This window comes from Eubacteriaceae bacterium ES3 (assembly GCA_030586155.1).
GTDB lineage: Bacteria > Bacillota > Clostridia > Eubacteriales > Eubacteriaceae > Acetobacterium.
The window spans coordinates 2,820,923-2,844,085 of sequence record CP130741.1; the positions used below are offsets into that span (position 1 = coordinate 2,820,923).

Here is a 23,163-nt window from a genome sequence, read left to right on the forward strand (position 1 = left end):
TCCTTTTTATTTTAAAGCGCATCAGGTCAGCAGCTTTTCTGACTGGAGTTCTTATCAAACTCAATCTTTTTCAGAAATGCAAGCGCATCCATTTCAGACAAAGGCTTACTGACAAGATAGCCCTGGATCATATCACAGCCAAATTTTTTTAAAAGCTCACGCTGAGTCTCATATTCAACCCCTTCGGCTACTACATGATGTCTCTGTTTATGGGCCATTGAAATAATTTCAGCGATTATTACTTTTTCAGGGGGGGAAGTCATCAGTTTATCAACAAAAGACTTATCGATTTTTAGATAATTTACATTTAGATCCTGTTCTCTTGAAAGTGTTGAGTATCCGGTTCCAAAATCATCAATTGAAATTTTAAAACCAGCTTCCATTAATGCCATTAGGATCTTATTCATCGCGTTAAAGTCGGATTCAAAAAAAGATTCAGTAATCTCTATAGTAATCATTTGGGGATTTATTTCCATTTCTTCTACCAGCTTAAACAGGCCTTTTATAAAACCCTTCTCTCTAAACTGAATAATTGAAACATTAACTCCAATTCGAAGCTCCGTATACCCCTGCGCTTCGATAATTTTTAAAAAACGAAAAGCCATCTCAAAAATCTTATAACCAAGGGGCACAATAAGCTTGGTTTTCTCGGAAATCGGAATAAAGTCGAGAGGGGCTACCCTTCCCAAATTTAGGCTGTTCATCCTGGCTAAGGACTCAAAACCGCAAACCTGTCCTGTTTCGAGATCAAGTATCGGCTGAAAATCAAGACTGAATTCCGCATGCAAATCTTTATTGATAATCCGGTTTAGGGTTCTTTCAATCTCCTTTTCACGTTCAATCTGCTTTTCCACCTGGTCATCATAAAATCGGATCGCAAATTCCTGAAGCCGTACTGCATTTTCTGAGGTAATTAAAAGATTTTTTAGAAGCCGTTCTGTATTCCAGCGCTTATCATCATTTATTTCAATAATCCCAATTCCACCGCCAAGTCTTTCTGAAATCAAAAAGGCTTTTAGATCTTCGGCAATTTTTTCACAAAAGCGCAGAAGCTCCTGCTTGTCCCTGTACCCCCTGACATAAAAAGCAAAACGATCAACATAGGTACTAAAGAGTAAATAGTTATCGGAAGAAAAAGGTTTAAGTATCTCCGCCACCTGCTTAATTAAATCCAGTGTATAGTGATGACCATAAACCACTGACAGAGACTGTACAGTATTTAGGTTAATGCTGATCACTGCCCGCTTTTCCTGATGTGACTCATGCCAATCATTCTCCAGCAAAGCTTCGAGAGCTGCCCTGTTATAAAGACCGGTATTGATATCATGCTCATAGTTGTATTTCAGTTTGTTTTCAACAACTTTACGCTCAGAGATATCAATCACAATACCTTCAAAAGCATAAGCTTCATCCTGATCATTAAAAATTGCTTCCCCGACCTCAAGGACCCATTTCCTCTTCCCGGATGCGGTTAAAATTTCGTACTCAAATTTAAATGAAATATGCTCCTGTGCACAGCGAACACATTCATTCCAGACAGGTTCCCGGTACTCTGGAGCAATAATCTCATTATAGGTAACATCCCGATTATTTAAAAGACTTTCAACCGGATAACCAGTCAGCTTCAGGCAACCTTGCGATACAAAACGCATGGTCCAATCGGGAACAAAATCGCAACGATATGCCAATCCTGGCAGATGTGACAACAGCACTGATTTACTTCGTTCACTCTCGGCCAAGGCATTTTCTGCCTCTTTTCTTTTAGTAATATCCTGTGCCAGGCAAACATACCGTCTCCCGCTTTCTCCCAGTACATTCAAAGACGCTACCACCATAAAAACCCAGACAATCGAGCCGTCTGGTCTAAAGTAACGTTTTTCCATAGAATAGCGTTCGGTTTGACCGGCAGATAGGAGGCGGAAATTCTCCTGTTCTTCTTGCCGATCATCTGGATGGGTAATTTTCTTCCAGTCCACTTGTCTGGCTTCCTTAACAACTCTGCCGATAATCTGCTCAAACATCGGATTCATAATATCAAAAACCGGCAGTGCAATTTCCTTTTCCATCTGATTGCTGTCTGAAATCGCCACCCCAATTGGTGACTGTTCAAACATGATATCAAAAGTCAATCCCTGATTATAAACACGCTCTTCCAGAGTTTTTTGGATTTCAAGTAGCTGAACGTGGATGTCTATCCTGACGCGGAGGGTTTCAGGATGGATGGGCTTACGAATATAGTCTACTGCCCCTAGTTTTAAACCAGCCAGTTCATTTTCGATCTCATCAAAACTGGACAGAATAATAACCCGCATATCTTTATATCGCGGATTTGATTTCATTGATTTAAGCATCTGAAATCCGTCCATTACCGGCATATTCAGATCCAAAATAATTAATCTGATTTCGTCATCTTCAAATAATTTTTGCAGTCCATCCAGGCCATCAGCAGCCATAACAAGCTGATAATCACTTAAAATATTTTGTATCAAATAGCGATCTGTTGCAGAATCATCAACTGCCAGTATTTTCATCCTTGTTCTCCTCGGAGCCTATCAGCTGGTTTCAGATAAGCTATTATTTAATATCTTCTTCGGCGGTTTCTGGGGAAATCTAAAAACAGGTCTTTAATTATCCATAATTATGTATTTTTTAGTTATACCCATTTTAACAAATATTATTAGTTTACAAAAGAGAATTATGTTTTTATTTGAATCTACAAGTTTTAGAAAATTTATTTGTTACTCCTCTTTTTAGAATTCTCTGTATAAATATCCTTGCGAGCATGAAAGCCCCATGAAAATCAACCATTAGTTAACAAATTCCATTAAAATCGATTGCTACTCCATTGTTAAATATCCATAAAGGTCTTATAATCAAAGCGAGGTGATGAAATGAACGCATTAAACATCGGTAAAAATATTTTAGATAAACGTCGTAAAAGAGGTATTACCCAGGAAGAACTGGCACATTTTCTTGGTGTTTCAAAAGCTTCCGTTTCAAAATGGGAAACCCAGCAGAGTTATCCTGATATCCTGCTGCTGCCAGAACTCAGCGCTTTTTTTAATATCAGCATTGACGAATTGCTAGGTTATGCGCCGCAAATGACTAGCCAGGATATTAAAAAAGCCTATCGTCAACTGGCTGAAGACTTTGCTGTCAAACCTTTTGAAGTTGTTTATGCAAGCTGTCAAAAGCTGATCAAAGAGTATTACTCCTGCTTTCCCTTATTAAATGAAATGGCCCTTTTGCTCATTAATCATCATATGCTGATTGAAGATGCCGAGAAAAGAAAAGCAATTTTGAATGAAGCTGTAAACTTGTGTCAACGGGTAAAAACTGAATCTGATGACCTGCAGCACATGAAGGAAGCAATTAATCTGGAAGCCACTGCCTATCTGATGCTGTCCGAGCCCCATGCCGTACTTGATCTGCTCGGCGAAACCGTTTCTTTGCTTCCGCTGGATACTGAGATGATTTCAAAGGCCTATGAACTGCTTGGCAATATTCCCAAAGCTAAAGAAATCCTCCAGATCAGTATGTATCAGCACCTGATTATTCTGGTTGGTACCGCGCCCTCCTATTTGATGATGCATACAGATGAGCCGGAAAAATTTGAAGAAATCCTTAGTCGTACCCTGGACCTTTCTAAGATTTATAATCTGGAATCTCTCCATCCCAATACCATGGCCCAGGTTTATTACACCGCTGCCCATCATTACGCTGTGCATCAAAAAAAGGAGCTTTCGCTCAAGATGCTAGCGGCTTACGCCAGTGTATGTCAGTCCAACTTTTTCCCCTTTTCAATCCATGGTGATGACTATTTCGATCAGATTGACGGCTGGTTTGAAGAGTTGAAAATTTCTACCAGCGCACCAAGAAGTGATGCTGTAATCATCGACAGTATGGTTGAATCCCTCTTGCATAACCCGGCTTTTGAACCACTTAAAAACGAAAAAGAATTTAAAAAAATTGTTTTACAGTTTAAAAATCTGAAAGGAGAAAAGAAATGAAACGTATTTATATTTTCCTGGGCATCTGCTTTGCCCTGACCTGGTCTCTGGAATTCTTTATGATGGCTAATGGAGGGCTATCTTCCACCTTTGGACTGCTGATGCTCTCAGCCGTCATGTTAATTCCTGCTATTTCGACCATCCTAACCCGACTTATTACCAAAGAAGGCTTTAAAAATTTTGGTATAAGACCTCATCTTAAAGGAAATGTCCGCTGGTATCTGTCAGCCTGGTTTCTGCCCTCAATTCTCATCGGTTTAGGTGCCATCCTCTACTTCCTGATTTTTCCTGAGCATTTTGACCCGACCATGAGTCAGATGGTCAGTCAGTATGAAGCCCAGGGAGTCGCTTTACCGGAAGGCTCAATGACAGCACTCTTTATTTCCCAGCTGGCGATGGGGTTACTGCTCGGACCAGCCCTTAATATCATAACCACTTCCGGCGAAGAAATCGGTTGGCGAGGCTATTTATTGCCCAAGCTAATGGATAAGTTCAGCCCTCGGCTATCGGTCATCATTTCCGGTGCCATCTGGGGACTATGGCACGCACCCGTTATTGCCATGGGCCATAATTACGGACTTGATTATCCCTTTTTTCCATGGCTCGGCATCTTTGCCATGATTCTCTGGTGCATTGTTTTAGCCGCTTTCTTTTCATTTGTTACCATCAAAACAAAGAGCTGGCTACCAGCTTCTATCGCCCATGGCTCAGTTAACAGTTTCGCTTCAATCTCAGTTTTTTTTACCATCGGTGATGTCAGCCCCTTTATTGGGCCATTGCCAGTGGGTATTGTTGGTGGGGCTGGTGTGATCCTACTTGGGATTATCAGCTTTATCAAACTGGGTAAAGAACAGACTGACCTGACTTTTTAAAATTTTAGTAATCAAAAGTGATTACCATCGTTCCCTTTTCTTTGGTTTAATCATCACGAGAATAATGCCAATCCATATTTATTTACAATCATATGGATTGGCATTTAATATTTGAAAAACTATGTATAAAAAAAGCGCCTTGCCCAAGCTATCGATTGCCTTTATACAACTATCAAAGAGCATTGATGCTATTCAGACATACTTGCTTATGTACATGATTCTTCTATAAATTTTTCAATCTCCAGATTTACCTGACTGGGATTATCGCCATTGGAAAAATGAGCGGCATTTTTTATAATGTGTAGAGGATATCCTGTTCTCCTGGCCCAGTCTTGGTTATATTGCCGGACTTTTCCGGTTTTATCTGAATCTCCCAGAAGTAGAAGAACCGGACATTGAAAACTCATATCTTTATTTTCACGGGCAAAATTACCATAGGCTATATCCATCTGTTCGATGATTTCATCTTTGGTGAATGGTTTAAGCATTGCAAGCATTTTATGATAGGAATATTCAGTATTAGAAACGGATTTGGCCATATTTTCTCTTAGAACTCGATCCGGGTATAGTTTTGCCAGGGGTGCAACCCGTTTTAGCCACCATAAATCTGATTTAGAATAATATTCAAGACCAAACGGGGTGGTATCAAGCATCACCAATTTTTCTACACTTTGGGGATAGCGGCTGGCAAATTCCTGACAGGGATAGCCACCCATTGACATCCCCACTAGAATAGCTTGCTCAATACCTTCGCGATTAAGAATTGTTTTTAGTGCTACTGCTGTGTTTTCATAAGAGAAATTGCTGTAGGGCCTTGATAATCCATGCAGCGGCACATCCCAGGTTATTACTGTACAGCTTTTTTCAAAATACTCAACCTGTTTTTCAAACATGGTATGATCAGCTGTCAGACCATGGGTAAAAAGAAGGCAGGGCGCCTCTTTAACAGCGCTTTTGCTGATCCAGTAATGGACAGTACCGTTGTCGGTTTGAATCTCTTTATGTTCTTGATTCATAACATTCTCCCCCTAAAAATTAAAACAAGTGATTATGTCACCCATTTTCACAGTATAACACATTCACTTGTTCTCAATTGAATTATTTAGTTGTTCTTATTTACCGCTTTTACCGGCCATGCTTCAATATATCCGCGATAGCCCATCGGTACCAGCTGGAACCTCGGCGCAGACTCCTGGTCCCACTCATAACCATATAGTGTTGGATCATATGATTTCACATGCGCCCACATCTCTTTGATCGCTTCCTCAAAATGATTATCATCATAGGGTTCACCCTGAAAAACCATCATTGTACATGGGGGAAGCTGAATCAATTCGTAACCATCAGGAATCTGATTGGAATAATCCAGCGGTAACTCAACCCCCTGGACATATCGGGAAGTCCCATCCGGTATAAGGTGTTTTGGCAACCACATTCCGATGGGTTCATAGAGTGCTTCCTTAACACTGCACAGCACCGACCAGATTTCACATCCGACTTCCTCACAATAGTCAAAATAATCTTCAGCTTTGATTCCCCGTTTTATGAGCAACTTCCGTGCCGGTCTTTCAATCATCTGAACAAAAACCGTTTTCGTTTTTTGAGCTTCATTCATTTGATTACCTCCTTTGTTCATAAACTGATAGGTATCGAAAACTTTCTGAGGCATAAACAGAGCAATCGGCGGCGTCTTTTTTCCATATAAACTGGGAGACATCCCAAATTCTCTTGAAAAAGCCCGGGTGAATCCCTCATGCGAGTCAAACACAAAATCCAATGCAACATCAATAATCTTGACTTCCTGATCTCTCAATCTAAGAGCCGCTACTGTAAGCCTTCGCGCTCGGATATAGTCAAAAGGTGCTTTCCCAGTTATTTCCTTAAATCGCCTGGCTGCATACCATGGTGAATATCCTGCTTCATTAGCTAAGTCCTTTAAAGTAATTCTTTGATTCAGATGCCCTTCAATATAATCCTGCATTCTCTGTACAGCTCGAAAAATCTCTTCCTCATCCACTTTTCTCACCTCCTGAACAGATTATAAACTATTTACGCTAAGTCTTCTTGACAATCCTTGCGCTTCCAGTCTTTTCTTATCAAGTTAAGGGCCCTATTATCCACTCTAAACAAAACATCAAAATATCAACTGTTATTTTAAGTCAACTATTTTTTATTACGCAGCTTTAGTCGTGTTACGACCACTTTCTTTTGCAAAGTACAAAGCCTCATCAATTTTTTTTATCAGCCTTTCAAAACTGTTGACCTGACATTCTGGGATAGATGTATAACCAATACTGCAAGTAACCATAATTTGAAATTCGCCATAACTTACTTTCAATTCATTGACTACCCGTCTAATTTTTTCAGCAATCAGCTCTGTATCTTTTTGTGAGGCTCCAGGTAAAACAATAATGAATTCCTCACCGCCATAGCGCATTAAATTATCCCCTTCACGAAGTAATTCCTTTAGCTGTTTAGTGAAGGTAACTAACACACGATCCCCTGCCAGATGTCCGTACTGATCATTGATTCTTTTAAAATGATCCAGATCCAGCATCATAATTCCCATTGGAATATTCGTCCGGGCACTTCTTGCATACTCTTCACGAAGCCTATCCATCCCAAAACGACGATTAAGTACACCGGTTAATGGGTCGATCGCTGCTAGCTTTTGGACCTGTTCATGAATAATTGCGTTATGTAGTGCTAAAGACAGAGCTCTCAAATTAAGACGCACTTTATCGAGTTCAAATTCATCAAATTTTTGAGATGAAACAACCAGACATACACCAAGACTACTGCCATTAAAGGCTAATGGCTCGATACATGCAGAAGCTGGCTGAAATTTTGTAATTATTCCATCCATTTTCATGTCCTCTGGATATTCCAAATAAACTGATCGATAATCAGCCGCAACTGATAATAGAATTTTATTTTTACTCAAAGATTCTGGATCAGTTAGCCCGAAACTTGCTGAAACGCTTAAGGCTCCATCTAATTCAAGAAAAATAGCACCCGCTTCTGCAGTTGTACTTTTCATAATTTGAATCAATGCTTGATTAGAGATGGCATTTTTTTCCAATAAACTATTGAGCTGTTGCGCACTCATGGTAATTGACAATGTATCTACCAATGAATTAAAATTTTGAGCATTGTTTCCAAAAACGTCCATCGAACTAGTATCCAAATGACAAGAAGTAATGTCACACTGCTCAACTTCAAATCCCTGAGCTGCCTTTGTAAACTTGTTTTTTATCATTTCCATCTTTTCTGCCATTACAGTCATTTGTTTTTTGACAATAATTTTCGTCAAAAAAATGTTTACAAACCCTACTAATGCTCCTGCTATTATACAAGCAAAAACAAAAATCGGTGAAAATGCAATTTGTGGATCTATACCAAATAAAATGGTAAATAAAGGGAAAACAATCCCAATTAATACACCGAAACCTATCATATAAATTGATAAATCTCGAAAAATACTCTTTGATAACTTCAAATCAACTTCTCCTGTTTTTTAATGTTTTTTCACTTTCTCAAAATGCATTACGAACCCTAAAACTATGTATTTCAAAAATTCCCCTAATCAATTCTAGTGAATAGAAAGGCTTGTTTTATTACATTCTAAAGTAGTATTCATTACTGTTACACTATCCTAGCATATTTTTTAAATTTTGTATATATCTAAATAACATCTAATATCTTTTTTAACACCCTTAGCAGGATAAGATGGTTACAAACCCCAAATGAAATCATTGTCGACACCGAAAAGATTATTGTTTTTTGCAAGTTCTTTTTGCAGAAAGTTGCAAGTGAAAAATACAGAATGTTGCATTCTGGAAAATCCATAGTTTTGCAAACTGAAATACAAAGCAATTTCAGCAGAAATTACCGCATTGCAGGCAATGTTTGTCAGTTTTTCGGCTGATTCTCCGAAATCGATCGATATAAGTCATTAATGCTGGATTCTCGCATCCGGTTACTGGGACCCGGGAATAAAATCAGATGACAGTGATGCAGCAACCGATCCAGCATGGCAGCCGTCATCTGTTCATCATAAAGGACATTGACCCATCGGGAAAATTCCAGATTGGTATTAAGAATAATACTTCTGTTCTGATAACAGTCGGAGATAATCTCAAACAGCAGCTGGGAGCCCGTCCGATCCAGCGGCACATAGCCATATTCATCGAGAATAAGCAACTCAGCTTTATTCAGTTTTTTAAGAAAAGCAGTCAATGTTCCGGCTGCTTTTGCTTCAGAAAGCTTATTGACCAGTGCCGCTGTTCGAAAAAATTTAACTGGTATACCCTGAAGGCAGGCTGCCACACCAAGGGCGGTTGACAACATGGTTTTACCGGTTCCGGTACCGCCGTACATGATGATATTTTTGTGGTCATTAATAAAAGCAAGTGATTTCAGGCTTTCAGGGGTCAGATCCGCAGGCAGCGTGATTTCGTCAAAGCGGTAGCCTTCAAAAGTCTGACGGCTGTAGAATCCGGCACTGTTGACCAGCTTTTCAGTCCGGGAGATCTCCCGATACTGGAGTTCCTCGCTGAGAATCCGGTACAGATATTCCTGATGACTGTCACCTTCGGCAGTCTGAGCCAATTCGGCCAGGTTCCGGCTGAGACGCAGTTTCCGGCAGCATTCAGAGATTTCATTGTCAAGCATGGGGGCTAACCTCCTTCTGATTAAGTAGCCGGTCATAAGCATCCAGATTCGGCATCAGCGGCTGCATTTGAGGAATTCCGGGCTGCAGATTCATGGCCGGAAGTTCAGGAACATCGGCATACAGCCTCCGGTAGAGACTTGCAAGACTGTCAGCATCCTTTACCTGACAGGCAATGGCATGATCGACTGTATTCAGAGCGCTCTCAAAACCGGATCGATTGGTCAGTTCTGAAAGCAGTCTGATGACCTGAGCGGTTTCACTGTCTGAGCAGGAGGCCAAAAAAGACCGCATGGTTTCGGGCATCATTTCATAAATTCCCGAATATTTGACCGCTCGTGGTCGCTGAGATAACTGCTTCAGATAGGGCAGCCAGTCCATCTGTTCCTGTTTGCTGTCACCGTATAATCGTCGATGGCGGACGATTTCTCTAAAGTTTTCATCCTGAATGATAACAGCAGCTGACGTCAGTACCAGATGAACCGAACACTGGGCATATTTAGGGGCCACTGAATAGGCATGCCTGCCTTTATTCAGATAAACCTTTGCCCATTTGTCGGCTTTCAGGGTCTTATGCCCATTAAGATTAAAAGGAACAGACGGCAATTCGCGCGATGCCTTCAGATCAGCCTGAAAACGCGATTCAATCGTCTCATCGTACCGGTAATGATCCCGCTGTGCATCCTCCTCGCATTGATTAAACAAACCACGATTATAATCCGGCAGTGACAGAAAGTGCGGAACCGGCACCAGAAAGTTACGGCGCTGATAGCCGACCTTGTTCTCAACATTGCCTTTTTCATGGCCTTCGTTTGGATTCATGAAGACTGCCTTGAAACCGTAATGTTCCCGGAAACGCTCGAATTTTTCGGTGAGTTTACGCCCACCGCCACGGATAATGTCCGTAACAATAACTTTTGTGTTGTCAAACCAGAGTTCAGCCGGAACACACCCGATATGCCGAAAGATGGCATCAAGTCCTTCCAGCAGGCATTCCATGTTTTCGCCGTAGAACAGCTGAAGATAACCTTTGTTGCTGTACGGAAAAGAGACCTCCAGGTATTTTCCGGTCAGCTTGCGGCCATTTTCATAAAATTCAGCAGTGCCAAAATCGACCTGCGCTTCGCCTGGTTGATGTACCAGTGGCAGAAATGCTTTTGGGTTCTGTTTAAAAATTTCTTTGTGTTTTTCTGCATAATAACTGGCAACGGTCCGATAGGAACAGTCAAAACCGGGTGTTTCTTTCTGCAGACGTTCAAACACCCGTTTGGCGGTATGACGCTGTTTTCTGGGAGCAGATTTGTCATTGAGCAGCCATTCATCGATGATCGCTTTATAAGGTTCTAACTTGGGACAGAATTTTTTTTCAACTGCCGGCCTGGGTGCCGGTTCGTTGAAATCCGTCTGATCAATATATTTGCGGACAGTCCGCCAGTCCATGTGCAGTGCTTCAGCGATTTGTGAAATATTTTCCCCTTTCTCATAAAACCGAAATCTGATATCATGTATTTGATCCATTGTGAGCATTCTCCATTTCCTCCTTGTTCTTTGGTCAGATACAAGGATATTTGATTTGAGTTTTGCCCGCAATGGATTTTTGCATTATTCTGGATTTTGCAGCTTGCAATACTCTGGATTTTGCTTTTGCAACTTTCTGTATTTATAGCTTACACTAAACAATTATCATTACATCCTGGCGTAATTGCTATTCGTTGGCTGAAGTTATCATATACTTCTACTTTTCAAATATTTAATTACAACGCTTAAATAATTTGTTCAACCATATAAAAAAACCGCCGAAATTCGTCTCGAAAATCAGGCGGTTTTTATATCATTTAATTTTAACTTAAGGCTACTTTTGCTTGACCAGAAAATCTTCAATCTCTGCCGCGGTTGGTAACGATGGCTGTGCACCTAGTTGTGTACAAGTCAACGCTCCGGAAGCACTGGCGTATTTGACTGCTTCAACCAAATCTCCCATTTCAACATAAGCCTTTGCTAAAGTCCCGGTAAAAGCGTCCCCGGCTGCGGTAGGATCAATGGCATCAACTTTATAAGATGGTACCATTATATCCAGCCCTTCTCCATAAATATAGGAGCCTCGCTCACCGAGTTTAAGGACTACATACTTACAGTGATTACGTTCCATCAGTTTTTTCGATGCTTCAAGACATGTTTCATGATCAGCAGGAAAAATCCCAACCAGCGCTTTTGTTTCTGTTTCATTCGGTGAAAGAATTGTTACTGGAGGAAGTTTTTCTAACGGATAATCTTGTGCCGGACCAGCATCCAAGACCGTTATGATCCCTTTGCTATTGGCAATTTCGATGGCCTTTGCATTGGTTTCCAAGGGAATTTCAAACTGCAGCAGAACTGCATCAAATTCATCTTTAAATGCTTCTTCCAATTGATCCGGTGGTGTTAACATATTAGCGCCGGGAAAAATGATCAGACGGTTTTGCCCGCTGTCTTCAAGAGTAATTGCAACAAACCCTGTGTTCGCACCATCTTTAATGATTGTATGAGTCGTATCTACCCCTTCTTTTTTCCAGCAATCCAGTAGATATTCGCCGTTGGAATCATTTCCAACAGTCGCATAAGCAGAGACTTTTGCGCCTGTACGAGCAGCAGCTACCGCTGCATTACTGCCTTTTCCCCCAGGTGCATTGCGGTAATCATGGCCTAATACACTTTCACTTGGTTCTGGTGCGCGTTCGCACCGAAGAATCAGATCCATCATCACACTACCAACTAATAAAATACGTGCCGCCATCACTTGCCTCCTTCATTTTTTACTGGTCTGTTATCTTCATTTAAAACAAACCTGCTATAGCCTTCTAATGAAAACCTTATCATGATAGGACAAGTGTGTCAACGACCATACAGGCGAAATAATTATCTACTAACAGGAATTTTTCAACTTTAAACAAATCAGACTTTAATTTGCGGAATCATTTTTTCCATTCTCATTTTAGCCATACAGGCCCAATCAATCAGAATATCCAATATTATCATTTCCTAATATCGTTGCTTAATGCTCAATGGTGATTGAAGATTATAATCATTCGTGATATACTTAAAATACTTAAATTTCTATTCATCCAAGCCAATCTGGTTCAAGAGCAATAATCTGGCTTGAATGACAGAAGTTATTACTTCTACAGGAGGAAAAAATGAAAGATCTAACTAAATTATCAGACAAAGAATTAAAAGATATGCTGACAAACCTGAAAGAAGAATTGCAGGATGTAGAAATGGAGCGGGGATTTATGACTAAACAATCCGGAGTCCATGTGTCCAGCAGTAAAATTTCATCACAGATGGAAGAATTTGACACAGAAATTGAAAAACTCAAGAATCAGATAAAAGACTGCGAAGATGCAATGTGCAAGTAAACTGCTAAAATAAGAGACGCAGAGACTGTCTAAATGTCCCTGCGTCTTTTATTAATTTCTTAGTGGAAGAAAAATATCTTTTAGCTTCCGCTAAGATATTTTACAACTAATTTGGTACTATGGCTGGTAATAAAAACATTCTTTCCAACTCTCCAATCAAATACATTTCAAGTAACAATCTTAGTGAAAATTCACCATAGTACTCTTCTATTTCAGATTCAAATACAACCTTTGTTCCACTTGTAAAAATCTTATAATCACCTAGCCATGATTTTAAGTAACTGACCATATCGTCAATGTCAATATTAGGATTAACTTTTTTTGCTATTCGATAAGCAAACTCTTCGGGACTTATATTGTTAAGATTAATGTAACCAGTTGTTTTTCTTAGCCCAGGAATTTGAGTTTCATCTAATCTAGCAGGTAAAATATATTCTTCTCTACTTTCAAATGCTCTTGCTTGAGCACTCTCTCTTTCATAATTAGTCCACAACTTTTCTTTGTAGTTCTTTGATATAAACATTACACAGTATTTAGATTTCTTTTGATAAATTTCATCAAGATGAGTATATAAGTTCTTACCCCATAAATCAATTTCCACATATTTATCATAAAAAACTTCAATTCCCATTTCTTATAATACATCAGCAACTTTTTCAACATAATCTCTATCTTCTCCCGCAAAAGAAAGAGCAACATCATATTCATAAGTCATTTTTTCACCCCCAAGAATCATTTATTATCTAGCTAAATCCAAAATCCAATTAATCCAACCTGATATTGTTGATGCTCTACGTTTATAGGTTGACTCTGAATTAACATTATATAATCCTGACTCTTCCATAATTTTTACAATATCATTTCTTGATGGAAGTTCAAGTTCAGATAAATATTCTTTAAATGCTTCATTAAACGCCCTTTTTTCCAATATACATTTAACAAACGAAAGATTTCTGTTTTTAAGATTTAATCTAAAAATACTCCTTCCTTTATCTGTCAAAAAGTATTTAACCCCTTCAATTCGTTCTCGTTCCTTATCTACTAATCCCAAATATCTACATGCATCAGTATAATAATTCGTTTGCCTTATATCAAAATCATAATTGTATGTTATCTCTTCACGAGTCAAAAACTCATTTTCATTTAGTAACTCGCAAATATTTATCACTCTTTTAAAACTATCAGCTTGTGGGAAAGGAATTCCATCAGGCTCATTGGTAATTGAAATTTGATTCATCATAGAAATAATCTCATCTATTTGAATATCTTCTTGCTCGAGTGTATAGTTTTTTTGTTTTACTAAAACTAGTGAGCTATAGTTATTTGGATCCTGAAATTCATATTCGCAAAGATTAAATACACCATTTGTATAGGTTAAGAACACTGGCTTAACAGGTTTTCTTACTTTTCCTTGCCACAATCTAAATGGATAATACAATTGCCTTACCAAAAAATCATCAGACAGCGAGTTTTTAGCTTCAATCAATGTAAGCGAATCAAATCCTTCATATCCACCGTCAATTTCAATCTGCGAGTTTACAACAGCAATATTTTGAAGTTGCCTAGATACTTTATTATAAATATTAAAGTCAAACCTTTCAGAACTCATCCTACCATTGACAGTAGGTAATAATGTTTCCTCTCCGATAAAATCCGCTAAAATTCCTGATAGATAAGCAACATTAATTGCTGTTGCTTCACTTGTTATATTTTCAAAATCTATACTATGAATAAAGTCAGGAGCAACCACTTTATTAATTCCTGTGACAGGTGATTCAAAATCATGATAGGCTTCAAAATTAGCAATTACATAACTGCCACGTGTGATAGGCAATATAGATAATTTATTTTCTTCAAACAGAATAGGCAAGTTACTTCTATGATCAAATTTGGTCATAAGCCTTGCCTCTCTAAACTCATTTATTTGTTTTGCTGTAATTTCATAAAGACCGCTTTCCTCAACGCATCTAATGATATTATACTTATCAAATATCTTTTCCCATGCTTTATCATTGAGGGTTTTCGGTTTATTACTCATAGTTCCTCACCAATACTTCGTCTACTTCACCACGAGCATCACCATTTGAATTAATGGCCCTCTTTGCTTGTATAATTTCAATTGTATAATCCTTATACAAGTCAAGAATAAAATCAGTTGATGCATTTGATAGAAGAAATTTTATTCCTCTTTGATTCAATTTATCACACAATCTTTTCAACCGAATTTGCTCATCTCTGTCAAAACCACCTTTAGCGTATCCTGTAAAATTGGAACTATCTGAAACAGGATCATAAGGTGGATCAAAATAAACAAAAGCACCTTGCCTAATTCCTTTTACTGCATCTTCAAAGTCTGTATTCCTAAACTCAACCTTAGCTTCATTAAAATATTTACTTACTGCTCTTAATGTGATTGGGTTCTCAATATTTGGATTTTTATATCTTCCAAAGGGAGAGTTAAATTGCCCAGCTTGGTTAACTCTAAATAATCCGTTATAGCAAGTTTTGTTCAGATAATGAACTCTTGAAGCACGCTCAACACTTGTAAGTTTATTATAAATTGAAGGGTCTCGATCCCATGCACGTATCTCATAGAAATAATCTGCTTCATTCTTGTGTTTAGTTAAATCTTCAATTAATGCTTCAACATCATCTTTAACTACTTGGTACAGATTAATCAACTCACTATTGACATCATTTACAATTGCTTTTTGTGGTTGAATATCAAATAATACTGCACCGCCACCAACAAAAGGCTCATAGTAAGAAGTAATCTTTTTCGGTATGTACTTTCGTATTTCAGGTAACAATTGTCTCTTTCCACCAACCCATTTAAGTATTGGTGAAGCCAATTTATTGTATTTCATATCATTAACTCCAATCCATAGAACATTATGCATCTTTTGTCAAGAAAACTTTCCCGAAAATCATTGCATACCATTCTCATTATACATCATTTGCCTAGTAATATAAATAGGCTGATTAGAATTATCCATTCAAAATCTGTCCATTTACTACTTCAAAAAGCTTTTCATATTGAACCCTCAATTCATCAACATCACGTTCAGTAACTTCATTCTGAAAATTCACTTGCCTTGCTATTTGATTTATATTAACTCCAATAGCATTGACCTCCTTTAATCCATGTAAATCATGCTTTATTATGTAGCCATCTACACTAACACTTCTTAAATAATCGCTCATAGAAAAATTACAATAGCTGCTGTTAGAATATAAATAGTACAAGTGAAAATGAGAAAGTCCAAAATAGAAAAACATGATACAATAAATCTATCATTAAACGGAGGATCTCATTATGGCAAAACACTTTGATAAACAGTTTAAGTTCGATGCAGTTCAATACTATCAGGACCACAACGATCTTGGATTACAGGGATGTGCATCGAATCTTGCTATCAGTCAGCAGACGCTTTCCAGATAGAAGAAAGAGCTGCAAGATTCTGGCGACATTGAATGTCGGGGATCTGGTAATTATGCTTCTGATGAAGAAAAAGAAATTGCCAGATTAAAACGTGAATTACGTGATACCCAGGATGCGCTTGATGTATTAAAAAAAGCCATCGGCATTCTGGGAAAATAACAGAAGCCATCTATCAGGAGGTTTCTGAAAAGGCAAAAATTACCCATAAGGAAGACCGCCGAGTTTCTGTCTCCGGAGTGCTGAAAATTTTAGGCGTTTCCCGGTCCGGATACCGGGCCTGGCTTAACCATGTGCCTTCTGATTTACAGAAACGTAAGGAAGCCGTAAAAAGTAAAATCAAAGAAATCTATCATGACTCCCATCAGAATTATGGTGCGCCTAAAATCAGGATAGAGCTGCAAAAGGGCGGTGAAACCATTTCAGAACGCACTGTCGGTAAATATATGAAAGAAATGGGCATCAGAGCTCAATGGATCAGACCCTGGACAACGACAACTAGAGATTCAGATTTTAGTCATGAACTTCAGAATATTCTGGATGAACGCTTCAATCCTGAACGCCCAAACGCGGTTTGGTGCAGCGACATAACGTATATCTGGACAATTTATGGTTTTGTCTATCTGACAAGTATTATGGATCTCTACTCCCGAAAAATCATTGCCTGGACGCTTTCAAAAACGATGGAAGTATCTTGTGTAATTGATACGATTAATAAAGCAAAAGCACGGCGTTGTACTGAACTGCCATTGATTTTGCATTCAGATCGCGGCAGCCAATTTGTTTTAAAAGAGTATCGAAAGGCAACGGCTAAAATGCAACGAAGCTACTCTAAAAAGGCATTTCCCTGTGACAATGCATGTATTGAATCTTTTCATTCCCTCCTTAAACGGGAATGGATAAAGCGCTTTAAAATCAGTGATTTCAAGCATGCCTATCGGCTTGTATTTGAATATATTGAATCCTTTTATAATACAAAACGGATTCACAGTCATTGCGATTTTATGTCGCCCGATGATTTTGAAAAACTATTTACAAAATTGAACAAATCAGATTTGCAATTAGCTGGTTAAAATGAGGATAAACTTCTCATTTTAATTTGTACTAAATCTTGACAGAAGACCCGTCTAGGATACGCCATTACCTATAACGACCTAAAAATGAACAGTCGATTGGAGCAGTGGTACAATCGCTATCAAGAAAAGAAAAGTGATTTAAAGGACAGTGAAGAAAATAAAGAGCAAATTGAATCAGATTATTTAGAGTGGAAAACTCGATATCCGTTTAGCATTGCAGAGAATCAAAAGAAATTGATATACAAGGAAAGAAATAAAGACTAAAAAATGTTTTTGGAGTCAAAAGTCAGTCAAAAGACAAAAATAAAACCCGAAACCCCTGTGTTTACAAGGTTTTCGGGTATTTTTGTCGCTACTCCCACTCAATCGTTGAAGGTGGCTTACTGGTAATGTCATAAACAATTCTGCTGACGTGTTTTACCTCGAAAGGGCTTACGCAAACGGCTCTGTTATGCGATTTTTCAATTAGGAATGCCGGTATTGGCTACGAAGTAAAGCCGATAACTGGCTACGTTTTAATCATCATAACATGAATTTTAAATTATGACAATATGGGATTGAGATAAATTTTTTAAACCAATAGTTGATATAATTTAATTATAGTATACCAAAATACAACCCCAAAGTTACCCGTTAAACAACAACAATCAACACAATTATTGATTTCTATCAATTTGGACTTTCAATTAATTAATGTATTCACTCATACATAAGTGAACTTTATTAAAATTTCTAATCTCTCTTTTTAATAGCTCTGCTTGTTCTTTCTTATTCACTTTTAAACTCGCATAGTATAAGATGTATTTTAAATCATCCGTCATAAAAAGCCACAAATCATTATTGAGAAGCGATTCTATTTTCCCGTAATCCTTCCCTAACATGAATAACACTATTGCATATTCTTCGACTACATCATAAAACAACATTTCATTATCTGATCTCTTGTTAATCTTTTCTAAATACTTAGCTTTCTCCGTCAAAGATTCGTATTTATCAATATGTACAAAATAGTCTATTCCATTGATAAGCATACTTTCCTTTTGATACTGTTTATCATTATATATTTTTAATAATTCTTTTATTTCTGATAACTCAAGTTTCCAATATATAATAATCTGTCTAATCAATAATTTTTCAGATATTGATTCACTCATTTCAGTTGTAATATTTATTACCTCTTTAATCAACTTATCACAATCTGTCACCTCATTTAGTAGAAATCTGTTGCTTTCCGTTTCAATTTTGTTTTTTAACTCTTTAAATAAATTTATTACTCGTTCTATTGAGAAAAACACTGCAACTAAGACTAATCCTATATTTAGGATACTCAAATTAAAAGTGTTATTGTTCAATAATACAAATGGAATAATAATTGCATATACAAGTATCTTTCTTATTATATTCGTCACCATATTTTCTGATGAATTGATCCATATTAACAATACTATTGAAAAAAATAATATCGTTAAAAGCACCCCTGAAAAAACTGGAAACAAATATTTAAATGCTATTACAAATCCAATACAACCTAAAATCAATTTTATACTTGTCCAAATTTTGTTTTTATGCCCATGATATACATATATGTCATTGAAATAACTTCCATATCTAATTAACTCAAAATACTTTCCTTTTCCAAAAGGAACAAATATTCTTAATGCAATAAAAACAGCAACCATTATGAAGATAATAAATTTAGTCTCTTCATACATTAAAAAAAGTAAAATTCCTTGAATCGCTACAATTATGACAAAAATACTTTTTCTCTTTATTTTGAATTTTAATAATATTAAAGCAATACCAACAATTCCAACACTACTTAAAATTAATTTCAATTCAGCTGGTGAAAACCCGATAAAATATGGTGTTACATATACATCTCTATTTCCCATACTAAATAACAAAATATTATTTAATTCCTCTGAGAAACTAATAGGAAATGTATTCCTAATCAAGGAAAGGAATACACCAATAATCAATCCTAACTCACAAAAAAAGAAACATGAGTAAAAATCTTTCTTTTTTAATGATTCCCCGCTGTACTTTTTGATCAATAGCATTATCATATTATTAATATTATTAAGTATCACAAAAATATCTTCACCTTGCATATTCCCTCCAGTTATGATTTACACATTTATAAAATACTGCAATGTTAAAATAAGTGCTTCTAAATTTTCTTTCATATATATAAACATTTTATTGAAATCACTCACTGTAAGGTTATGCCTTGTTTTAAAGCTGTTGTAATAATCCATACCTGTTTCCAAATCATCATGATTATAATGAACTGTATTTCGTATTGCTTGAATCACTTCCCGATAACTAGCATTATCAAAATCAACTTGTGAATCTGCAAAAATATAATTGAGCTTGCTTTTTGACTGAGAATACTTTAAAAGGTTTTCGATACTATCAAATATTTCGTCATATTTAATAGAAAGATTTTTTAAAACGATCCATCTAGACTTAGAATTATCGAATAGCTTATCACCATCTATAACTTTAAAATACTGAATATATGTCCAACTTGCAACAGCAAGACATAACAATATCCTAAAGTTCGTACTAACATCAATACCATTTTTATTTAAAAAGTCATCACTCTTTTCATCAGATAATGAAATTTCAAAGTTGAGGGGTCTAATTTGTACTGAAGGCAATTTAACCTTGCTAATACCAAAATTTACTATACATGATAAAGTTCCGCTAATATTTTCAGCAAATTCTTTAAAGTCTTCGCCTTTATACTCTTGTGCAAAATGGTAAACAAAGTAACTGCATCCTAAAAAAATAGATTGCTTTCCGTCATTGTAATACATACAGCTGATATCATCATTGGTAAGATCATTATTTTCATCAGCCCAAGCTTCAAATTCATCTATTCTATCACCAATAATTTGGTTAGCTTTTTTTTGATATGATCCTTTTTTGTTATATAGATGCATATTATTCCTAACATCTTTTATTCTTTCATAGCTCTCAACAGTCAGATGCTCAAATATTTCAGTATATAGTTCCTCATTATGTTCTTCAAAATACTGAATGCATTCATAGATAAACACTGCACTATCAAAACAAATATTTGTACTCAAAAATACAATCAATCCATCCCCATCACCAAATTTTGTTTTTGGATGCAAGATATTCGTTTTAATAACATGCTTTATTAGCTCAAGATAAAATTGCGCACGAAGTGAAATATCACTTTCAATTGGATTTTTTATTTTCATCATTCAGCTCCTTAAATTTTAGCTACAGCAGATCATACAATTGATCCAATTTCTAAATTTAATTACTGTTAAATTCTATCAATTAATACTGAGTAATTCAAGAAAATTCAGATTATTGTGTTCTAACACCAATCTCATTCACCGAAGTGTCAAGATCTTAATTATAAACATGAGTCGACAAGTGATATGTATGGTTGCTCTTGTGATATCTTGCTGTTCGTGAATATGGCTCATGTAACCAGATTCCTAAATATCACCACTTTTAATTAGGGTGAGAAGTTTATTTCTCTATATATAAGAACAATCTTTTCACCCTTTTATATAAACCCTTCTAGCATTCCATTTGTAAAACAAACATTAGCAACTGACTGTAAAGAAGTTGCCTGTCATCATATTACGAGAATACGGGTAATTGATGACAAGAATCACCATAATTAGATCGTTCTCCAAGAATTAGAGACTAATATCATGGGTGACAAATCACTTTTTCCTATATAAAGAATATCTATTTGTCACCTTTTAATTACTGCTACTTTAATGTTATTCAGCAATGACAAAGATTTTTTTACTTATATAGAATATTTCTTTGTCATTGTATTCTAAGCTCATTGACAGTCATCAATGATCTTTGAACCCCATAAGTCCTACGAATTATGGGCTTCGATATTGTTAAGATCCATCAACAGACTATATAATTCCTTATCATCTGTAAGTGTTTCAAGATTATCTAAACAGGAAATATTTATAAAGTACTCATCCTCATTAATTGGTATCACTTCAATATCTGGCTTTAATTTCAAAATCTTCTTAGCTGATTCAATCGGGTATTTAGCATAACCATATTTAGCAAAATTAACTCCATAATTATCACAGCATTCACATACTTGATAAATGTCATAATCATGAAACAAGCTGTAAGAACGTTTGCTACTGGTTCTTTCTGTCTCAATCATCACTAAGTCAAGTTCACATTGTTTGATAAATGGCTTCAATTGAGTTGTTATCCCAAGCTTATTATCTGATAGACTCATCAATTCAGCAATTTCATCTTGTGTTGTAAAATTAGCTTTGCTAAATGCAAGCCTTTCAAGATGGCTTTTAATCCTTCGCTCTTCCTCATATGAACACAGTCCATAATAAGGATTTTGGCTTTTACACTTGTTGATTGTAAAACAGTTTGTATTGTCTTCAATCAGCTCATGGCTGAAACTGGAGTGTTATCATAAAAGTGCAGTCCCAAATTGCAAGGAAATGAGGTAAAATAGAAATAAAAAGGACTGACTAATAATGAAAAAAATATATAGTGCTGAAGAACGCTATGAAGCGTTGAAACTGGCAAATGAGATTGGCAACAAAGCGGCAGCAGAGCGATTAGGTATAAAAATCGATACATTATACACATGGATCAGCAAAGCTAAAAGTGGAAAGGTTGGTTTTTGTGATGATCCAGGGAATATCCCTCCAACAGATCCCAATCGTTTAAAGCAGCTCGAAAAAGAGCTACGGGAAGCAAAAGAAGAGATTGAGATTCTTCAGGATGCGCTTGGTTTTTTTGTCAAGCGCCGAAAGAAATAGCAAAACAGCAGCGGATGTCATATATTACCGACCGCCGGGACCGTTGGCCGGTTGCCCTGCTCTGTCGTACGCTTGGTGTCAGCGAATCAGGTTACTATAAATTTCTGCGATCAAATAGTAAACCAGATAAGCATGCGAATCTTTTGGCGCAAATCTATGAATTAATTCAGGAAGACGAAGAAAACGCCAATTATGGTGTTCGACGTATTTATGATTATCTTCGATTAAATCGGGACTATCATGGGAGTTTAAGGACGATCTACCGGATCTGTAAAGAAAATAATCTGATGATCTGCATGAAGCGTAAACCCAATGGGATCACGAAAGCCGATGCCGAAGCGCAAAAGTCTGAAAACCTCATCAAACAGGATTTCACAGCGGAAGCGCCGAATCAAAAATGGCTTACGGATATCACGGAAATCCCCTGTAAAGATGGAAAACTTTATCTGGCACCCATTTTTGATTGTTATGACGGCAGTATCCGGGGCTTCAGGATGGATGACAACATGCGGGCAGACCTTTGTGTTGAAGCGTTTCAGAAGGCCTGCAGAGATGATGGTGCCGAAGGAATGATCCTTCATTCCGATCGAGGCACGCAGTTTAACAGCCAACGCTTTCGAAATGTATTGAAAAAAGCAAATGCCATCCAGAGTATGAGTGGCACCGGGCGTTGTTATGATAATGCCCGGATGGAAAGTTTTTTCGCAACGCTGAAAAAAGAGAAGCTCTATAAAATTAATACCAAAAGTATGCCCATGGTTGAAGTCAAAACGGTTGTTTACCGCTATATCCATTATTATAATCGACGACGAATTTACAGCACAAATAATGGGTATCCACCGCTGGTTTATCGGGGGCTTTTTATCGACAATCAACAGCTCGCTGCATAGC

Annotated in this window: 23 protein-coding genes and 1 pseudogene; 8 read left to right on the plus strand and 16 right to left on the minus strand. The window is 37.1% G+C overall.

What is annotated here, in order from left to right; translation table 11 throughout:
- Window positions 1-26: 26 nt before the first annotated feature.
- Entirely contained in the window at window positions 27-2,531 is a 2,505-nt protein-coding gene (locus Q5O24_13095; protein ID WKY47283.1) for an EAL domain-containing protein, read from the minus strand.
- Between the two features lie 360 nt (window positions 2,532-2,891).
- On the opposite strand from Q5O24_13095, the gene Q5O24_13100 reads away from it, so the two are divergent.
- Together Q5O24_13100 and Q5O24_13105 are read left to right on the plus strand one after the other, a co-directional pair.
- Window positions 2,892-4,010 (plus strand): helix-turn-helix transcriptional regulator, encoded by a 1,119-nt coding sequence (locus Q5O24_13100; GenBank protein ID WKY47284.1) that lies wholly within the window; start codon window positions 2,892-2,894, stop codon window positions 4,008-4,010.
- The gene (locus Q5O24_13105) at window positions 4,007-4,882 is read left to right on the plus strand and encodes a CPBP family intramembrane metalloprotease (protein ID WKY47285.1); all 876 of its coding nucleotides are present in this window, start codon (window positions 4,007-4,009) and stop codon (window positions 4,880-4,882) included. Before Q5O24_13100 ends, Q5O24_13105 begins: the two co-directional genes overlap by 4 nt.
- A gap of 206 nt (window positions 4,883-5,088) precedes the next feature.
- Here Q5O24_13105 and Q5O24_13110 read toward each other — a convergent pair whose 3' ends face one another.
- From Q5O24_13110 to Q5O24_13135, 6 genes are all read right to left on the minus strand, one after another.
- The gene (locus tag Q5O24_13110; protein WKY47286.1) at window positions 5,089-5,898 is read right to left on the minus strand and encodes an alpha/beta hydrolase; all 810 of its coding nucleotides are present in this window, start codon (window positions 5,896-5,898) and stop codon (window positions 5,089-5,091) included.
- Window positions 5,899-5,984: 86 nt separating this feature from the next.
- Entirely contained in the window at window positions 5,985-6,899 is a 915-nt protein-coding gene (locus Q5O24_13115) for an AraC family transcriptional regulator (protein WKY47287.1), read from the minus strand.
- Window positions 6,900-7,055: 156 nt separating this feature from the next.
- Complete coding sequence (locus Q5O24_13120; protein ID WKY47288.1) at window positions 7,056-8,381, minus strand: GGDEF domain-containing protein; 1,326 nt, start codon at window positions 8,379-8,381, stop codon at window positions 7,056-7,058.
- A 413-nt stretch (window positions 8,382-8,794) separates the two neighbouring features.
- The gene (istB, locus tag Q5O24_13125) at window positions 8,795-9,556 is read right to left on the minus strand and encodes an IS21-like element helper ATPase IstB (GenBank protein ID WKY47289.1); all 762 of its coding nucleotides are present in this window, start codon (window positions 9,554-9,556) and stop codon (window positions 8,795-8,797) included.
- Complete coding sequence (istA, locus tag Q5O24_13130) at window positions 9,549-11,072, minus strand: IS21 family transposase (protein WKY47290.1); 1,524 nt, start codon at window positions 11,070-11,072, stop codon at window positions 9,549-9,551. Before istA ends, istB begins: the two co-directional genes overlap by 8 nt.
- Window positions 11,073-11,406: 334 nt before the next feature.
- Window positions 11,407-12,327, minus strand: a complete 921-nt coding sequence (locus tag Q5O24_13135; protein WKY47291.1) for a ribokinase — start codon at window positions 12,325-12,327, stop codon at window positions 11,407-11,409.
- 400 nt (window positions 12,328-12,727) lie between these two features.
- Here Q5O24_13135 and Q5O24_13140 point away from each other — a divergent pair, with 400 nt between their 5' ends.
- Window positions 12,728-12,949 (plus strand): hypothetical protein, encoded by a 222-nt coding sequence (locus Q5O24_13140; protein ID WKY47292.1) that lies wholly within the window; start codon window positions 12,728-12,730, stop codon window positions 12,947-12,949.
- 106 nt (window positions 12,950-13,055) lie between these two features.
- On the opposite strand, the gene Q5O24_13145 is transcribed toward Q5O24_13140, so the two are convergent.
- From Q5O24_13145 to mobC, 4 genes are all read right to left on the minus strand, one after another.
- Complete coding sequence (locus Q5O24_13145; GenBank protein WKY47293.1) at window positions 13,056-13,580, minus strand: TIR domain-containing protein; 525 nt, start codon at window positions 13,578-13,580, stop codon at window positions 13,056-13,058.
- A gap of 108 nt (window positions 13,581-13,688) precedes the next feature.
- Window positions 13,689-14,987, minus strand: coding sequence for a transcriptional regulator (locus Q5O24_13150; GenBank protein WKY47294.1), 1,299 nt, complete (start codon window positions 14,985-14,987; stop codon window positions 13,689-13,691).
- Window positions 14,980-15,816, minus strand: coding sequence for a DNA adenine methylase (locus Q5O24_13155; protein ID WKY47295.1), 837 nt, complete (start codon window positions 15,814-15,816; stop codon window positions 14,980-14,982). The genes Q5O24_13150 and Q5O24_13155 overlap by 8 nt, the downstream gene beginning before the upstream one ends.
- A 121-nt stretch (window positions 15,817-15,937) precedes the next feature.
- A complete protein-coding gene (gene mobC, locus Q5O24_13160) occupies window positions 15,938-16,153 on the minus strand; it encodes a plasmid mobilization relaxosome protein MobC (protein ID WKY47296.1) in 216 nt (71 codons plus the stop codon).
- A 112-nt stretch (window positions 16,154-16,265) separates the two neighbouring features.
- Here mobC and Q5O24_13165 point away from each other — a divergent pair, with 112 nt between their 5' ends.
- Window positions 16,266-16,391 (plus strand): helix-turn-helix domain-containing protein, encoded by a 126-nt coding sequence (locus Q5O24_13165; protein ID WKY47297.1) that lies wholly within the window; start codon window positions 16,266-16,268, stop codon window positions 16,389-16,391.
- Between the two features lie 50 nt (window positions 16,392-16,441).
- Here Q5O24_13165 and Q5O24_13170 read toward each other — a convergent pair whose 3' ends face one another.
- The gene (locus Q5O24_13170) at window positions 16,442-16,597 is read right to left on the minus strand and encodes a hypothetical protein (GenBank protein WKY47298.1); all 156 of its coding nucleotides are present in this window, start codon (window positions 16,595-16,597) and stop codon (window positions 16,442-16,444) included.
- Between Q5O24_13170 and Q5O24_13175 the strand changes: the two genes are divergently transcribed.
- Window positions 16,589-17,461 carry an IS3 family transposase gene (locus Q5O24_13175; GenBank protein WKY49261.1) on the plus strand — a complete coding sequence of 291 codons (873 nt, stop codon included), beginning with the start codon at window positions 16,589-16,591 and terminating at the stop codon, window positions 17,459-17,461. The two genes, Q5O24_13170 and Q5O24_13175, sit on opposite strands and share 9 nt — an antisense overlap.
- Before the next feature lie 87 nt (window positions 17,462-17,548).
- A complete protein-coding gene (locus Q5O24_13180) occupies window positions 17,549-17,728 on the plus strand; it encodes a hypothetical protein (GenBank protein WKY47299.1) in 180 nt (59 codons plus the stop codon).
- An 88-nt stretch (window positions 17,729-17,816) separates the two neighbouring features.
- On the opposite strand, the pseudogene Q5O24_13185 reads toward Q5O24_13180, so the two are convergent.
- From Q5O24_13185 to Q5O24_13200, 4 genes and pseudogenes are all read right to left on the minus strand, one after another.
- Window positions 17,817-17,945 (minus strand): annotated as a pseudogene (locus Q5O24_13185) (hypothetical protein).
- Window positions 17,946-18,150: 205 nt separating this feature from the next.
- Complete coding sequence (locus Q5O24_13190; protein WKY47300.1) at window positions 18,151-19,575, minus strand: hypothetical protein; 1,425 nt, start codon at window positions 19,573-19,575, stop codon at window positions 18,151-18,153.
- Between the two features lie 18 nt (window positions 19,576-19,593).
- Window positions 19,594-20,697 carry a hypothetical protein gene (locus Q5O24_13195; protein ID WKY47301.1) on the minus strand — a complete coding sequence of 368 codons (1,104 nt, stop codon included), beginning with the start codon at window positions 20,695-20,697 and terminating at the stop codon, window positions 19,594-19,596.
- Window positions 20,698-21,341: 644 nt separating this feature from the next.
- Window positions 21,342-21,728: a hypothetical protein gene (locus tag Q5O24_13200; protein WKY47302.1), complete on the minus strand. Its 387-nt coding sequence runs from the start codon at window positions 21,726-21,728 to the stop codon at window positions 21,342-21,344.
- A gap of 256 nt (window positions 21,729-21,984) precedes the next feature.
- On the opposite strand from Q5O24_13200, the gene Q5O24_13205 reads away from it, so the two are divergent.
- Both Q5O24_13205 and Q5O24_13210 read left to right on the plus strand, forming a co-directional pair.
- The gene (locus Q5O24_13205; protein WKY47303.1) at window positions 21,985-22,272 is read left to right on the plus strand and encodes a transposase; all 288 of its coding nucleotides are present in this window, start codon (window positions 21,985-21,987) and stop codon (window positions 22,270-22,272) included.
- The gene (locus Q5O24_13210) at window positions 22,269-23,162 is read left to right on the plus strand and encodes an IS3 family transposase (GenBank protein ID WKY49262.1); all 894 of its coding nucleotides are present in this window, start codon (window positions 22,269-22,271) and stop codon (window positions 23,160-23,162) included. The genes Q5O24_13205 and Q5O24_13210 overlap by 4 nt, the downstream gene beginning before the upstream one ends.
- Window position 23,163 lies beyond the last annotated feature (1 nt).

Bases quoted from the DNA above. Each gene is read 5' to 3' on its own strand.
- Q5O24_13095 (WKY47283.1), bottom strand. From the start codon at position 2,531: ATGAAAATACTGGCAGTTGATGATTCTGCAACAGATCGCTATTTGATA.
- Q5O24_13100 (WKY47284.1), top strand. From the start codon at position 2,892: ATGAACGCATTAAACATCGGTAAAAATATTTTAGATAAACGTCGTAAA.
- Q5O24_13105 (WKY47285.1), top strand. From the start codon at position 4,007: ATGAAACGTATTTATATTTTCCTGGGCATCTGCTTTGCCCTGACCTGG.
- Q5O24_13110 (WKY47286.1), bottom strand. From the start codon at position 5,898: ATGAATCAAGAACATAAAGAGATTCAAACCGACAACGGTACTGTCCAT.
- istB (WKY47289.1), bottom strand. From the start codon at position 9,556: ATGCTTGACAATGAAATCTCTGAATGCTGCCGGAAACTGCGTCTCAGC.
- istA (WKY47290.1), bottom strand. From the start codon at position 11,072: ATGGATCAAATACATGATATCAGATTTCGGTTTTATGAGAAAGGGGAA.
- Q5O24_13135 (WKY47291.1), bottom strand. From the start codon at position 12,327: ATGGCGGCACGTATTTTATTAGTTGGTAGTGTGATGATGGATCTGATT.
- Q5O24_13140 (WKY47292.1), top strand. From the start codon at position 12,728: ATGAAAGATCTAACTAAATTATCAGACAAAGAATTAAAAGATATGCTG.
- Q5O24_13145 (WKY47293.1), bottom strand. From the start codon at position 13,580: ATGGGAATTGAAGTTTTTTATGATAAATATGTGGAAATTGATTTATGG.
- Q5O24_13150 (WKY47294.1), bottom strand. From the start codon at position 14,987: ATGAGTAATAAACCGAAAACCCTCAATGATAAAGCATGGGAAAAGATA.
- Q5O24_13155 (WKY47295.1), bottom strand. From the start codon at position 15,816: ATGAAATACAATAAATTGGCTTCACCAATACTTAAATGGGTTGGTGGA.
- mobC (WKY47296.1), bottom strand. From the start codon at position 16,153: ATGAGCGATTATTTAAGAAGTGTTAGTGTAGATGGCTACATAATAAAG.
- Q5O24_13165 (WKY47297.1), top strand. From the start codon at position 16,266: ATGGCAAAACACTTTGATAAACAGTTTAAGTTCGATGCAGTTCAATAC.
- Q5O24_13170 (WKY47298.1), bottom strand. From the start codon at position 16,597: ATGGGTAATTTTTGCCTTTTCAGAAACCTCCTGATAGATGGCTTCTGT.
- Q5O24_13180 (WKY47299.1), top strand. From the start codon at position 17,549: ATGAACAGTCGATTGGAGCAGTGGTACAATCGCTATCAAGAAAAGAAA.
- Q5O24_13190 (WKY47300.1), bottom strand. From the start codon at position 19,575: ATGCAAGGTGAAGATATTTTTGTGATACTTAATAATATTAATAATATG.
- Q5O24_13195 (WKY47301.1), bottom strand. From the start codon at position 20,697: ATGAAAATAAAAAATCCAATTGAAAGTGATATTTCACTTCGTGCGCAA.
- Q5O24_13200 (WKY47302.1), bottom strand. From the start codon at position 21,728: ATGAGTCTATCAGATAATAAGCTTGGGATAACAACTCAATTGAAGCCA.
- Q5O24_13205 (WKY47303.1), top strand. From the start codon at position 21,985: ATGAAAAAAATATATAGTGCTGAAGAACGCTATGAAGCGTTGAAACTG.